Below are 13535 nucleotides of genomic sequence, written 5' to 3'. Positions count from 1 at the left end.
CGGCAGGTGGCGCAGACTGGGCCCATGGACTGGTGCCGCTACCGCTTCCGCAGCCTCTGGGACCTGCCCGCCGCGCCCGGCGACGTCTACGAGGCGCTGTCACGGGTGGAGGACTATCCCCGGTGGTGGCCACAGGTGCGTGAGGTGACGGAGGTCGAGGAAGGGGTCGGCACCGCCCGGTTCCGCTCGTTCCTTCCGTACGACCTGCGCGTCACCGGCCGCACACAGCGCAGCGATCCGGTGGACGGGGTGCTGGAGGTGCGGATGGCGGGAGACCTCGACGGCTGGTCGCGATGGACCGTGCGCCCCGGCGGCAGGGGCACCCGCGCGCTGTACGAGCAGGAGGTCGTCGTGCGAAGGCCCCTGATGAGACGGCTCTCCATCCCGTGCCGCCCGGTGTTCCGGGCCAATCACGCGTTCATGATGCGCAGCGGGAGGCGGGGCCTTGCGGCCTACCTGGAAGGAGTTTGAACCCAGCCCGCGGTGCCCTGTATTGTTCAGTCCGTTCCCGGGCGATTAGCTCAGTGGGAGAGCGCTTCGTTCACACCGAAGAGGTCACTGGTTCGAACCCAGTATCGCCCACCGGGAGAGGCCGGTCCGTCGTCGACGGACCGGCCTCACTTGTCCCACCGTCAGGCCGCGGCCGCCAGTCCAGGCCGCAGTGGCCACGCGGGATCGACCGTCTCCGGCGTACCGCTGCGGGCGAACCACGCCTGGAGCCCGCGTGCCTGACCCGCGTGCCACACCGCCTGGAGCGTGTGCAGTTCCGCCGGCGACAGCCGCTCCAGCCGGGCGTTGAAACGCCGCCCCACCGCCCGTACGACCTCCAGCGCCGCCAGCGCGTCGGCCGCCGCGTCGTGCGCCCCGTCGAGCACCACCTCGTACTGCGCGCACAGGTCCGTGAGCGTCCGCCGCCCCTTGCGGTAGCGGTCCAGATGTTTGTCCAGCACCCGCGGGTCCAGCACGCACAGCGGTGAACGGTCCAGGTAGCGGCTCAGCGACGACGCCCGGTGCCGCCTCAACTCCCGGTCCAGCAGCGTCAGATCGAACGGCGCGTTCATCACCACCAGCGGCCGGCCCGCCGCGCACTGCTCGGCCAGCGACCTGGCTATCTCCTCCATCACCGGCGCGGGCCAACGGCCGTTGCGCTGAAGGTGGTCGTCGGTGAGCCCGTGCACCTCGATGGCACCCGGCGGCACGGGCACCCCCGGATTCACCAGCCAGCGCGTGATCCTCGGCCGCCCGCCGGGCGAATCCTGGACCACGACCGCCGCGGACACGATGCGGTCCTCCTCGACGTCCACTCCGGTTGTCTCTGTGTCAAATGCGGCCAGGGGGCCGTCATACCAGTGCGTCATCCGCGAACTCCTCGCACGTACCCGGCAGATGGCGACAACCCCTGCCCGAATCGGTGATACCCGGGCTGTTTGCACCGTACTCAGGCCGGTGACAACACAGGTGACGGGGAAGGAAATTGCCATGGCGCTCGCCCAGCCCGAGCCGGGAGGGCTGTCCCCCGCAAGCGGGAGGTGCCCCCAGCAGCGGACGCCCCCGCTGCGCGGAGCACTCGCCACCACCGCCTGCATGGAGACGCTCCAGGTGGGCTATCTGCACGCCGTCGCGGCCGCGGCGGGGTGCTCGCTCTCCCAGCCGTTCCCTGACAACGGAATCGACTGGCACCTCAGCCACAGCTCGGCCGGGCACACGGTCGACGACGAAGTGACCATCAAGGTGCAGCTCAAATGCACCTACCAGATCCCACCGCACCCGCCGGGGCCCGCGTTCTCCTTCACCCTCGACAACGACCACCTGGTGAAGCTGGCCCGCACCCCCGTCTCGGTGCACAAGATCCTGGTCGTGATGCTCGTCCCGAGGACCCAGGACGAATGGCTGCGGGCCAGCCACGACCGGCTCGACCTGAGGCACTGCTGCTACTGGACCAACCTGGCCGGCCAAGCGGTGACCGGCAGGCACCGGACCACCGTGCGCATCCCGACCTCGCGGATCTTCGACGACCGGGCGCTCTGCGAGATCATGACGCGCGTCGGGGCGGGAGGGAGACCCTGATGCACCGGCCTTTCGACGACCATGTGCGTGCGCACCCGAGCGCCGCGGAGCCCCCGGGCCCCTGGCGCGGGGCGGCGGAACCCGATCCGGCGGAGGTCGACCCCGTTGTCCTCGGCGCGCTCCTGGACCGGCACGGCTGGCGCCGCCGCGGCGGCGCCGCGGGCCGCTACACCCGCTGGACCCCGCCCGGACACCTGACCGGCGGCACCAGCCTGCTCGTGCCGGAGAGCAAGGCCTTCCCCGACTGCGAGGACCTGCTCGGCGAGGCCATCACCGCGCTCGTCCGCAGCGCCGCGCCGTCCGCCAAGGACGTCCTCGTCGGACTCACCGTCCCCAGCGACGAGATCCGCTGGTGGCGCGACACCCCCGCGGGCGGCCCCTCGGGCACCGCCTCATGGACCGTCCAGGAACAGCTCCGCTCCGCCGCCCGGCAGATGCTGCTCGCCGGCGCGCTCGCCGCCCGCGAACGCGCCGGCTACTACGGCGGGCGCCACCGCAGGCAGGCGCAGGCACTTCTCGACGGCGTCCTCGTCGGACCGGCGCCGGGCGGCCGTTCCCTGACCGCCTTCGTGCCCGTCGACTCCGGACGGGCACTGGCCGTACGGCTCAGCCACGCGCTGCAGGCCACCAGGGAGGCCATCGACTACCAGCGGGCGACGGGCGGCACCGAGGCGTTCGACGCGGCGGTCAGGGCCGGGGTGAGCCGCGAGCTCACCGATGCGGTCATCTCGCTCGTGCGCGGCTCCGAAGGGGCCCGCGTCGCCGTCGAATGGTCACCGGCCGCCGGGGTGCCTCAGGGCTGCGCCGCCCGGATGGAACCGGTCGAGTTCTCCCCGGGCGACCTGCCCGTGCTGCGCGCGGCCGGTGCCCGCTACCTCCAGGACGAGCCGTCCGTGCCGGTACGGATCACCGGCACGGTGGTGCGGATGCGGCGATCGGGACCGCGTGGCGCAGGCACCGTGCGACTGCGGGTGCTGTCGGGCGCCGACGTCCCGCACGTGCGCGTGGCGCTCGACGAGGACGCCTACCGCACAGCCGGCGAGGCCCACCTGGTGGGCCTGCCGATCCGGGTGGCGGGACGGCTGGAGAGCCGGGGCGGTTTCCGCCGGCTGAGCGACGCGTCCGGGGTGGCGCCCGTGCCGGTCGACGATGCGGAGCGCGACCGGCTGATGAAGTCGCTCCAGGAGAAGCCGGACTTCTTCGAGGAGGCGGGCGAGCAGGAGGGTGAGGGGACGCCGCCGTAACCGTTTCGCGAGTGGTCCCTCCGGCTCGGTACGATTCCGAGTGCGTACGCACCACGAATCGGGTACGCGCCCGCCTTCAGTCAGGAGAGACCGGTGTCAGACGTCCGTGTGATCATCCAACGCGATTCCGAGCGGGAAGAGCGCGTGGTGACGACGGGCACTACGGCCGCCGACCTCTTTCCCGAGCGCACCGTCGTCGCCGCCCGCGTGGGCGGGGAGCTGAAGGACCTCGCGTACGAGCCGCAGGACGGCGAGGAGGTCGAGCCCGTCGAGATCTCCTCGGAGGACGGCCTCAACATTCTGCGCCACTCCACCGCGCACGTCATGGCCCAGGCCGTGCAGGAGCTCTTCCCCGAGGCGAAGCTCGGCATCGGCCCGCCGGTCAAGGACGGCTTCTACTACGACTTCGACGTCGAGAAGCCCTTCCACCCCGATGACCTCAAGGCCATCGAGAAGAAGATGCAGGAGATCCAGAAGCGCGGCCAGCGCTTCTCGCGCCGCGTCGTCACCGACGAGGCGGCACGCGAGGAGCTCGCCGACGAGCCGTACAAGCTGGAGCTCATCGGCCTCAAGGGCTCGGCGTCCTCGGACGACGGCGCGGACGTGGAGGTCGGCGCGGGCGAGCTGACCATCTACGACAACCTGGACGCCAAGACCGGCGAGCTGTGCTGGAAGGACCTCTGCCGCGGTCCGCACCTGCCCACGACCCGGAACATCCCGGCGTTCAAGCTGATGCGCAACGCCGCCGCGTACTGGCGCGGCAGCGAGAAGAACCCGATGCTCCAGCGCATCTACGGCACCGCCTGGCCGTCGAAGGAAGAGCTCAAGGCGCACCTCGAGTTCCTCGCGGAGGCGGAGAAGCGCGACCACCGCAAGCTGGGCAACGAGCTCGACCTCTTCTCCATCCCGGAGCAGATCGGTTCCGGTCTCGCGGTCTTCCACCCCAAGGGCGGCATCATCCGCCGGGTCATGGAGGACTACAGCCGCAAGCGGCACGAGGAGGAGGGCTACGAGTTCGTCTACACCCCCCACGCCACCAAGGGGAAGCTCTTCGAGACCTCGGGCCACCTGGACTGGTACGCCGACGGCATGTACCCGCCCATGCAGCTCGACGAGGGTGTGGACTACTACCTCAAGCCCATGAACTGCCCGATGCACAACCTGATCTTCGATGCGCGCGGGCGTTCGTACCGTGAACTGCCGCTGCGCCTCTTCGAGTTCGGGACCGTGTACCGGTACGAGAAGTCGGGCGTCGTGCACGGCCTCACCCGCGCCCGCGGTTTCACGCAGGACGACGCGCACATCTACTGCACCAAGGAGCAGATGGCGGACGAGCTCGACTCGACGCTGACCTTCGTGCTGAACCTGCTGCGCGACTACGGTCTGACCGACTTCTACCTGGAGCTGTCCACCAAGGACCCCGAGAAGTTCGTCGGCTCCGACGAGATCTGGGAGGAGGCCACCGAGACGCTGCGGCAGGTGGCCGAGAAGCAGGGCCTCCCGCTGGTCCCGGACCCGGGCGGCGCCGCGTTCTACGGGCCGAAGATCTCCGTCCAGGCGAAGGACGCCATCGGTCGCACCTGGCAGATGTCGACGGTGCAGCTCGACTTCAACCTGCCGGAGCGCTTCGACCTGGAGTACACCGGCCCGGACGGCACCAAGCAGCGTCCGGTGATGATCCACCGCGCGCTGTTCGGTTCTATCGAGCGGTTCTTCGCCGTGCTGCTGGAGCACTACGCGGGCGCGATGCCGCCGTGGCTGGCCCCGGTGCAGGCGGTCGGCATCCCGATCGGCGACGCGCACGTCGAGTACTTGCAGGCGTTCGCGGCGGACGCCAAGAAGAAGGGCCTGCGGGTCGAGGTGGACTCATCCTCGGACCGGATGCAGAAGAAGATCCGTAACCACCAGAAGCTGAAGGTCCCGTTCATGATCATCGTCGGTGACGACGACATGAACGCCGGCACGGTCTCCTTCCGCTACCGCGACGGCTCGCAGGAGAACGGCATCCCGCGCGAGGACGCCCTGGCGAAGATCGCCGACGTGGTGGAGCGCCGCGTCCAGGTCTGAGTCCGGCGGCGAGGGGCGGTCCCTTCACGGGGCCGCCCCTCGCCGCATGCCGCGAGCAGCGCCGAATATGCTGGCCCGCATGACGACAGAGCAGCCGGAGCAGCAGATCGGAGTCGGGACGCCTGACGCGTTCCAGCGACTGTGGACGCCCCATCGGATGGCGTACATCCAGGGCGAGAACAAGCCCACGGGTCCCGGTTCCGGGGACGGCTGCCCGTTCTGCTCGATCCCCGCCAAGAGCGACGAGGACGGCCTGGTCATCGCCCGGGGGGAGCGCGTCTACGCCGTGCTCAACCTCTACCCGTACAACGGCGGGCACCTGATGATCGTCCCGTTCCGTCATGTCGCCGACTACACGGACCTGGACGACGCCGAGACCGCCGAGCTCGCCAAGCTGACCAAGCAGGCGATGGCCGCGCTGCGCGCGGCGTCCGGCGCGCACGGGTTCAACATCGGCCTGAACCAGGGCTCCGCGGCGGGCGCCGGTATCGCCGCCCATCTGCATCAGCACATCGTGCCCCGCTGGGGCGGCGACACCAACTTCATGCCGGTCATCGGCAACACCAAGGTGCTGCCCCAGCTGCTCGGCGACACCCGCAGGATGCTCGCCGAGCACTGGCCGAAGGGCTGACGCTCACGCGTCGTAGACGTCCGCCTTGCCGGGTGTCGGGTCCTGGACGAAGCCGCTGACCACGGTGGCGCGGTTGCCGAACTTCGAGGTGTCGACGCCGTTGTCCTCGAGGACCTTCAGCGCGGCCGTGTGCGCCACACGCAGCACGGGCGCGGCGGCGCGCATCGCGTCGTCGGCCATGAACCGGTGGCGCCACGGCTTCTCGGCCCAGGCGTGCCGCAGGCCGAAGGGCTCGGGGAGCACCAGCTTGCCGCCGAGGAAGTCGAGCAGCGGCGGGTACCAGGTGAAGGGGGCCCGCACGGCGAGGCGGACGACCTCCTTGGCGTCCACCAGGGGCAGGACCCGGTCGACGGTCTCCCAGAACCGGACGGTCTTGCTGACGGTGACCGTCTTGGGCTCCGGCTTCGTGGTGAACAGCGAGTGCACGGGGCCGAGTGCGTGGCCGGTGACCTCGACGCGCAGCGTCTCGTGGAGCACGGTGACGGTGATCATCATGGTGATGACCAGCTGGCCGTCCCAGAGGGTGAACTGCACGCCCAGGTAGTGGCGGTTGCCGCTGCCGAACTGCTGGTGGTTGCAGATGCGCTGTATCTCGTGGCCCTTGATCTGGAAGGTCTCGACCTCCTGGCCCTCCGGCCGGGCTACGGCCGCGGCGTTCTCGCCGACGGGGGAGACGATCCAGTGCTTGACCGAGGGGGGCGGGAAGCCGCCCGAGTTCAGCGGGCCGCGCTCCAGGAGCTTGAGCTTGTCGTGGATGGCCCGTATGACGTCCCAGCTGCGGAACTGGTTGATCTCCTTGGCGGGGTCCTGGGAGACGAGCTCCTCCGCCATCTGCCAGCTGCCCCAGCGGGTCCCCATGCCGAGTATCCCCTTGGGGCCGGCGTAGAAGACCACGTTGGACTGCTGCTCGGCGGTGAGCTTCTCCAGCCCCTGGCGGAGCTGCTCGCGGGCGGCGTCGCCGGGGTTCCCCGGTACGGCTTCGGGCACCTTGGCACCGATGCCGCCGCCGGAGAGGAGGGCGTCCCAGCGGGCGCGCATGTCCCTGGCGGAGGACTCGCAGATGCGTTTGGCGAGGAACCAGCCGAGGACCGGTGCGACGAGCATCGCGCGGATGTAGTACGCCCAGAAGCCGCCGAAGGGGAGCCGGACGAGAAAGATCACGGCGAGGATGCCGATCGCCGCCAGCAGCAGGCTGCCGAGGGCGCCGGCGCCCTTGTTCTGTGAGCCGGCGAGGGTGCGGCGGAGCTGGAAGACGCCCAGCCACAGGAGGAGACCGGGCAGGAAGAGCAGTCCGCACACGGCCGTCACGGCGGTGAGCCTGCTGTCGCGTTCGCGGCGCAGCCGGTTGGCGGCCAGGCAGTGTTCGACGACGGACTGGGGTTCGGTACCGAAGGACTGGATGAGGGCCTTGCGGGCGCCGCCGAGCATCCGGACCTGGACGGCCCGGGAGAAGGCTTCTCCGAGGTTGGGCTCGAAGAGCGAGATCCTTCCTGGTTTCACCTCGGACTTGTGCCACTCGCTGTTGGCTTTGAGGATCTCCTTGAGCTCTGTGTCCCGGTAGGCGGCCGATGCGAGGGCGTGCGTCGCCGCGGTCTGTCCGGCCGCCCCCATGAGCGGGACCTGTGCCCCGGGCGTGAAATCGAATACGTCGTTGGCCACTACCGCCCCCATCGCCGCGTGCTTCCGCACTGCGGCCTGTTCCCAACTACCGTGCCCCGCACACCTTCTGAGCTGGGCAGCCCAGTCGGTGCGGTCAGCCTATCGAGGGTGCGGCCCTCGGTTAAGGGGGCGTTCGGCCGTCCGCCCGCCCCGGCGGCCGAGGCCGGCCGTGGGCGGGCGGACGGGGCGAAGAGGCGGGGCGTCAGGCGCCGTTCGTCTGTTCGCGCACCTTGTCGGCGACCTGTTGGGGCATCGGTTCGTGGCGGGCGTAGCGGCGGCTGAACCGGCCGGTGCCGTGGGAGATGGAGCGGAGGTCCACGGCGTATCTGCCGATCTCGAGTTCCGGCACCTCCGCGCGTACGAGGGTGCGGGAGCCGGGGGTCTGTTCCGTGCCGATGACCCTGCCGCGGCGGCCGGACAGGTCGCTCATGACCGGTCCGACGTATTCGTCGGAGACGAGGACCTGCAGTTCGGCCACCGGTTCGAGCAGGTTGATACGGGTGTCCGCGGCGGCCTCACGCAGGGCGAGGGCTCCAGCCGTCTGGAAGGCGGCGTCGGAGGAGTCGACAGAGTGCGCCTTGCCGTCGCGCAGGGTGATCCGCACGTCGACCAGGGGGTAGCCGGCGGCGACGCCGCGGGCGGCCTGGGCGCGTACGCCCTTCTCCACGGAGGGGATGAACTGGCGCGGCACCGCGCCGCCGACGACCTTGTCGACGAACTCGATCCCGGAGCCCGGGGGCAGCGGGTCGACGTCGATCTCGCAGATCGCGTACTGGCCGTGTCCGCCCGACTGCTTGACGTGGCGGCCCCGGCCCGCGGAGCTGTCGCTGAACGTCTCCCGGAGCGACACCTTGTACGGGACGGTGTCGACCTGCACGCCGTAGCGGTTGCGGAGCCGCTCCAGGGCGACGTCGGCGTGCGCCTCGCCGAGGCACCACAGGACGACCTGGTGGGTGTCCTGGTTCTGCTCGAGCCGCATCGTCGGATCCTCCGCGACCAGGCGGGAGAGCCCCTGGGAGAGTTTGTCCTCGTCCGCCTTGCTGTGGGCCTGGATGGCCAGTGGGAGCAGCGGGTCGGGCATGGCCCACGGCTCCATCAGGAGCGGCCGGTCCTTGGCGGAGAGTGTGTCGCCCGTCTCCGCGCGGGACAGCTTCGCGACGCAGGCCATGTCCCCGGCGATGGCGTGGGGGAGGGGGCGCTGTTGTTTGCCGAAGGGGGCGGACAGGGCGCCGACGCGTTCGTCGACGTCGTGGTCCTCATGGCCGCGGTCGGCGAGTCCGTGCCCCGACACGTGGACCGTGTCGTCGGGCCGCAGCGTGCCGGAGAAGACGCGGACGAGCGATATCCGTCCCACGTAGGGGTCGGACGCGGTCTTGACGACCTCGGCGACGAGCGGGCCGTTCGGATCGCAGGTGATCTGCGGGCCCGGTGCGCCGTCGGGGGTGGTGACCGTCGGCGGCTCGGGTTCGAGGGGCGTGGGGAAGCCGCCGGTGATCAGGTCCAGCAGTTCGACGGTGCCGAGGCCCTGCTTGGCGCCGTTCACCGCGGGTGCGGCGGCGAGGACCGGATGGAAGGTGCCGCGCGCGACGGCCTTCTCCAGGTCGTCGATGAGCGTCTTGAGGTCGATCTCCTCGCCGCCGAGATAGCGGTCCATGAGGGTCTCGTCCTCGCTCTCGGCGATGATCCCCTCGATCAGGCGGCCGCGGGCCTCCTCGATCAACGGTGTCTGCTCGGCGTCCGGCGGGTTCTCCTTCCGCTCACCGGACGAGTAGTCGAAGATCCTCTGGGTGAGCAGGCCGACCAGGCCGGTGACGGGCGCGTGCCCGTCCGCGTGCTGGGGTCCGTACTGCGGCAGGTACAGCGGCAGTACGGCGTCGGGGTCGTCGCCGCCGAAGATGCCGGCGCAGACGGCGGTGAGCTCGTCGAAGCCCGTGCGTGCGGTCTCCAGGTGTGTCACGACGATCGCGCGTGGCATGCCGACCGCGGCGCACTCCTCCCAGACCATGCGGGTCGCGCCGGCCACGGCGTCCGCCTCCTGTGCGGCCGAGACGACGAAGAGGGCCGCGTCCGCGGCCCGCAGCCCGGCCCGCAGCTCGCCGACGAAGTCGGCGTATCCGGGGGTGTCCAGCAGGTTGATCTTGCACCCGCCCCATTCGAGGGGAACGAGCGAGAGCTGTACGGAGCGTTGCTGACGGTGTTCGATCTCGTCGTGGTCGGAGACGGTCGTACCGTCCTCGACCCGGCCGGCCCGGTTGACCGCTCCCGCGGTCTGCGCCAGCGCCTCCACGAGGGTCGTCTTGCCTGATCCGCTGTGGCCGACCAGCACCACATTCCGTACGGATGCGGGGCGGTCGGCCGTTACTGCTCTGCCGGCGGCCCCGGGGTGGTGTGCGTGCGCCTTGTCGCCCATGATCTTGCCTCCCGATCGATTGACGCTCGATTGCACGGCGAGGGAAGGAAGCCGCGGGCGGCGGGGGAGCCATGAAGGCGTCCCGAAGGGCGTCCGGGGCAGCTCCGGCGTTGCCCGCGGTGGTCTTTCGAGCTTTCCACTCCCGTCACTGTGCGTCCATACGTCGGACGCCGCCTCCCGGGACGGGTGCGCGGCGCTGCGCCCGTACGGTCGTGGCTACGATGGGCCAGCCGGTGGCCGTAGGGGCCACGCGGCCCACCGAACCCTCGGGAAGGCCATGCTGAACAAGTACGCGCGTGCATTCTTCACGCGTGTCCTCACACCGTTCGCCGCGTTTCTGCTCCGCCGCGGGGTCAGCCCCGACGCGGTGACTCTCATCGGCACGGCCGGAGTGATGGCGGGAGCACTGGTCTTCTTCCCCCGCGGGGAGTTCTTCTGGGGCACGATCGTCATCACACTGTTCGTCTTCTCCGACCTGGTCGACGGCAACATGGCGCGCCAGGCCGGGATTTCGAGCCGGTGGGGCGCCTTCCTCGACTCGACGCTGGACCGGGTCGCCGACGGGGCGATCTTCGGCGGCTTCGCGCTCTGGTACGCCGGCCTCGGCGACGACAACGTGCTGTGCGCGGTGGCCATCTTCTGCCTCGCCAGCGGTCAGGTGGTCTCGTACACCAAGGCACGCGGAGAATCGATCGGCCTCCCGGTGGCCGTCAACGGGCTCGTGGAGCGCGCGGAGCGGCTGGTGATCTCGCTGGTCGCGGCGGGCCTCGCGGGACTGCACGGCTTCGGCGTCCCCGGCATCGACATCCTGCTGCCGATCGCGCTGTGGATCGTCGCCGTGGGCAGCCTCGTGACACTCGGGCAGCGGGTCGTGACCGTGCGGCGTGAGTCGGCAGAGGCCGACGCGGCGGCGGCGCAGGGAAGCGGGGCGGAGGCGTCATGATGCGGGACAGGCTGACGGACGCCCTCTACGGGCTCGGCTGGAGCGCCGTCAAGAAGATGCCGGAACCGATGGCCGCCCGCCTCGGCCGCACCATCGCGGACACCGCGTGGAAGCGGCGCGGCAAGGGCGTGCTGCGGCTCGAGGCCAACCTCGCGAGGGTCGTGCCCGACGCCACCCCCGAGCGGCTCATGGAGCTGTCCAAGGCAGGCATGCGCTCCTACATGCGCTACTGGATGGAATCGTTCCGTCTGCCGACGTGGAGCAAGGAACGCGTCGCACGCAATGTCGCGATCCAGGACCTGCACCACCTGACCGACGGCCTCGCCTCCGGCCGGGGCGTCATCCTGGCGCTGCCGCACCTGGCCAACTGGGACCTCGCCGGAGTGTGGGTGACCAGGAGCCTCGGCGTGCCCTTCACCACGGTCGCCGAACGCCTGCGGCCCGAGTCGCTGTACGACCGGTTCGTCGCCTACCGCGAGAGCCTCGGCATGGAGGTCCTTCCGCATTCGGGCGGCGCCGCCTTCGGCATCCTCGCGCGCCGGCTGCGCGCCGGCGGCCTGGTGTGCCTGGTCGCCGACCGCGACCTGTCGGCGTCCGGCGTCGAGGTCAAGTACTTCGGCGAGACGGCACGCATGCCGGCCGGACCGGCGCTGCTCGCGCAGCAGACCGGGGCGCTGCTGCTGCCCGCGACACTCTGGTACGGCGAGGAGCCCTTCATGCACGGGCGGGTCCACGCTCCCGTCGACGTACCGGAGACAGGTACGCGCGCCGAGAAGACGTCCTCCATGACACAGGCGCTGGCCGACGCCTACGCCACCGGCATCGCCGAACACCCGGAGGACTGGCACATGTTGCAACGGCTGTGGCTCGCGGACCTCGAGGAGCGCCGGGCGTGAAGATCGGTATCGTCTGCCCGTACTCGTGGGACGTACCCGGCGGTGTTCAGTTCCACATCCGCGACCTCGCCGAGCATCTGATCCGGCTCGGCCACGACGTGTCCGTGCTCGCCCCCGCCGACGACGAGACCCCGCTGCCGCCGTACGTCGTCTCGGCCGGACGGGCCGTGCCCGTCCCGTACAACGGCTCCGTGGCGCGGCTGAACTTCGGCTTCCTCTCCGCGGCCCGGGTACGGCGCTGGCTGCACGACGGCACCTTCGACGTGATCCACATCCACGAGCCGGCGTCGCCCTCGCTGGGGCTGCTCTCGTGCTGGGCGGCCCAAGGACCCATCGTGGCCACGTTCCACACCTCGAACCCGCGGTCCCGCGCCATGATCGCCGCGTACCCGATCCTCCAGCCCGCGCTGGAGAAGATCAGCGCGCGCATCGCCGTCAGCGAGTACGCGCGGCGGACGCTCGTCGAGCACCTCGGCGGCGACGCCGTCGTCATCCCGAACGGCGTCGACGTCGGCTTCTTCGAGAAGGCCGAGCCGAAGAAGGAATGGCAGGGGAACACGATCGGCTTCATCGGCCGCATCGACGAACCCCGTAAGGGGCTGCCGGTCCTGATGAAGGCCCTCCCCATCATCCTCGAACAGTGCCCCGGCACCCGGCTGTTGGTCGCCGGACGCGGCGACGAGGAAGAGGCCGTCGCGACCCTGCCGGCCGCCATGCGCTCCCAGGTCGAGTTCCTCGGCATGGTCAGCGACGAGGACAAGGCGCGGCTGCTGCGCAGCGTCGACGTGTATGTGGCGCCCAACACCGGCGGCGAGAGCTTCGGCATCATCCTCGTCGAGGCGATGTCGGCGGGCGCGCCGGTGCTCGCCGCCGACCTCGACGCGTTCGCGCAGGTACTCGACCAGGGCGCCGCCGGCCGGCTCTTCGCCAACGAGGACGCGGACGCGCTGGCGGCCGCGGCGGTCTCGCTGCTGCGTGACCCGGAGCGGCGGGCGGAACTCCGTGCGCGGGGCAGCGCGCACGTGCGGCGGTTCGACTGGTCGACGGTCGGCGCGGACATCCTCGCGGTGTACGAGACCGTGACGGACGGGGCGGCGTCGGTGGCGGCGGACGAACGCACGGGACTCCGGGCGCGGTTCGGGCTGGCGGCACGTGACTGAGTGACCCTGGGGCGTCGGCCTGGTGTCGTCGCCCCTGCGGGCATGGCCCTTCGGGTGCGTGTCGCCCCTGGCGGGGCGTGGCCCGGTCCTGGTACGAGCGCCCCTGCGGGCGCGGCCTGGTACGGGCGCGTGTCGCCGATCCGGTGGGCGTGGCCCGGTCGGGTGCGAGTCGCCCCCTGGCGGGGCGGCGGCTGCCCGGTCGGGTGCGGGTCGCCCCTGGCGGAGCGGCGGCTGGCCCGGTCGCGTGCGTGTCGCCCCTGGCGGGGCGGTGGCTGACCCGGGGGCGTTGTGCCCCTGGCGGGGCGGGCCTGGTCCTGGTGCGTGTTGCCCCTGCGGGGCGGGGCCGCCGGCTTGCGGGTGGTGCGGGTGTCGGGGCCTCCGGAGGGGGGTGTCCGGAATGGCTGTCCTCACCGCGCTTCGCGCGAGTTGCGACGCTTTACTTCCGGACACCCCCCTCC

The 13535-nt window shown here is 70.9% G+C and carries 11 protein-coding genes and 1 tRNA gene; 9 read left to right on the top strand and 3 right to left on the bottom strand.

The window, feature by feature from the left end:
* Positions 1-24 precede the first annotated feature (24 nt).
* Together ACIPJI_RS29580 and ACIPJI_RS29575 are read left to right on the top strand one after the other, a co-directional pair.
* A complete protein-coding gene (locus tag ACIPJI_RS29580; RefSeq protein WP_402250106.1) occupies positions 25-471 on the top strand; it encodes an SRPBCC family protein in 447 nt (148 codons plus the stop codon).
* A 39-nt stretch (positions 472-510) separates the two neighbouring features.
* Positions 511-582 (top strand) — tRNA-Val (locus tag ACIPJI_RS29575).
* 50 nt (positions 583-632) lie between these two features.
* On the opposite strand, the gene ACIPJI_RS29570 is transcribed toward ACIPJI_RS29575, so the two are convergent.
* A complete protein-coding gene (locus ACIPJI_RS29570; protein ID WP_402249833.1) occupies positions 633-1358 on the bottom strand; it encodes a 3'-5' exonuclease in 726 nt (241 codons plus the stop codon).
* Between the two features lie 121 nt (positions 1359-1479).
* On the opposite strand from ACIPJI_RS29570, the gene ACIPJI_RS29565 reads away from it, so the two are divergent.
* The 4 genes from ACIPJI_RS29565 (at position 1480) to ACIPJI_RS29550 (ending at position 6009) form a co-directional block, all read left to right on the top strand.
* Entirely contained in the window at positions 1480-2067 is a 588-nt protein-coding gene (locus tag ACIPJI_RS29565; protein WP_307705424.1) for a DUF4365 domain-containing protein, read from the top strand.
* Positions 2067-3311, top strand: coding sequence for a hypothetical protein (locus ACIPJI_RS29560; protein ID WP_402249831.1), 1245 nt, complete (start codon positions 2067-2069; stop codon positions 3309-3311). Before ACIPJI_RS29565 ends, ACIPJI_RS29560 begins: the two co-directional genes overlap by 1 nt.
* Before the next feature lie 93 nt (positions 3312-3404).
* The gene (gene thrS, locus ACIPJI_RS29555; RefSeq protein WP_307705422.1) at positions 3405-5378 is read left to right on the top strand and encodes a threonine--tRNA ligase; all 1974 of its coding nucleotides are present in this window, start codon (positions 3405-3407) and stop codon (positions 5376-5378) included.
* A gap of 67 nt (positions 5379-5445) precedes the next feature.
* Positions 5446-6009: an HIT domain-containing protein gene (locus tag ACIPJI_RS29550; RefSeq protein WP_307705421.1), complete on the top strand. Its 564-nt coding sequence runs from the start codon at positions 5446-5448 to the stop codon at positions 6007-6009.
* Between the two features lie 3 nt (positions 6010-6012).
* Here ACIPJI_RS29550 and ACIPJI_RS29545 read toward each other — a convergent pair whose 3' ends face one another.
* Entirely contained in the window at positions 6013-7668 is a 1656-nt protein-coding gene (locus tag ACIPJI_RS29545) for a hypothetical protein (protein WP_356621231.1), read from the bottom strand.
* 202 nt (positions 7669-7870) lie between these two features.
* Positions 7871-10078: an elongation factor G-like protein EF-G2 gene (locus ACIPJI_RS29540; RefSeq protein ID WP_356621232.1), complete on the bottom strand. Its 2208-nt coding sequence runs from the start codon at positions 10076-10078 to the stop codon at positions 7871-7873.
* Positions 10079-10355: 277 nt separating this feature from the next.
* On the opposite strand from ACIPJI_RS29540, the gene pgsA reads away from it, so the two are divergent.
* From pgsA to ACIPJI_RS29525, 3 genes are read left to right on the top strand one after another with little or no spacing between them, the layout of a single operon-like run.
* Positions 10356-11021: a phosphatidylinositol phosphate synthase gene (gene pgsA, locus ACIPJI_RS29535; protein ID WP_307705418.1), complete on the top strand. Its 666-nt coding sequence runs from the start codon at positions 10356-10358 to the stop codon at positions 11019-11021.
* On the top strand, positions 11021-11917 hold the full coding sequence (locus tag ACIPJI_RS29530; protein ID WP_307710293.1) for a phosphatidylinositol mannoside acyltransferase: 897 nt from the start codon (positions 11021-11023) through the stop codon (positions 11915-11917). The genes pgsA and ACIPJI_RS29530 overlap by 1 nt, the downstream gene beginning before the upstream one ends.
* Positions 11914-13077, top strand: a complete 1164-nt coding sequence (locus ACIPJI_RS29525) for a glycosyltransferase family 4 protein (RefSeq protein ID WP_356621233.1) — start codon at positions 11914-11916, stop codon at positions 13075-13077. The genes ACIPJI_RS29530 and ACIPJI_RS29525 overlap by 4 nt, the downstream gene beginning before the upstream one ends.
* Positions 13078-13535 lie beyond the last annotated feature (458 nt).

Origin of the sequence: Streptomyces sp. NPDC086835 (genome assembly GCF_044745705.1) — a bacterium.
Classification (GTDB): Bacteria; Actinomycetota; Actinomycetes; order Streptomycetales; family Streptomycetaceae; genus Streptomyces.
This window is presented reverse-complemented; position numbering and strand designations above follow the sequence as displayed.

Coding starts and splice junctions, on each gene's coding strand:
- ACIPJI_RS29580 (WP_402250106.1), top strand. CDS start 25: ATGGACTGGTGCCGCTACCGCTTCCGCAGCCTCTGGGACCTGCCCGCC.
- ACIPJI_RS29570 (WP_402249833.1), bottom strand. CDS start 1,358: ATGACGCACTGGTATGACGGCCCCCTGGCCGCATTTGACACAGAGACA.
- ACIPJI_RS29565 (WP_307705424.1), top strand. CDS start 1,480: ATGGCGCTCGCCCAGCCCGAGCCGGGAGGGCTGTCCCCCGCAAGCGGG.
- ACIPJI_RS29560 (WP_402249831.1), top strand. CDS start 2,067: ATGCACCGGCCTTTCGACGACCATGTGCGTGCGCACCCGAGCGCCGCG.
- ACIPJI_RS29550 (WP_307705421.1), top strand. CDS start 5,446: ATGCTGGCCCGCATGACGACAGAGCAGCCGGAGCAGCAGATCGGAGTC.
- ACIPJI_RS29540 (WP_356621232.1), bottom strand. CDS start 10,078: ATGGGCGACAAGGCGCACGCACACCACCCCGGGGCCGCCGGCAGAGCA.
- pgsA (WP_307705418.1), top strand. CDS start 10,356: ATGCTGAACAAGTACGCGCGTGCATTCTTCACGCGTGTCCTCACACCG.
- ACIPJI_RS29530 (WP_307710293.1), top strand. CDS start 11,021: ATGCGGGACAGGCTGACGGACGCCCTCTACGGGCTCGGCTGGAGCGCC.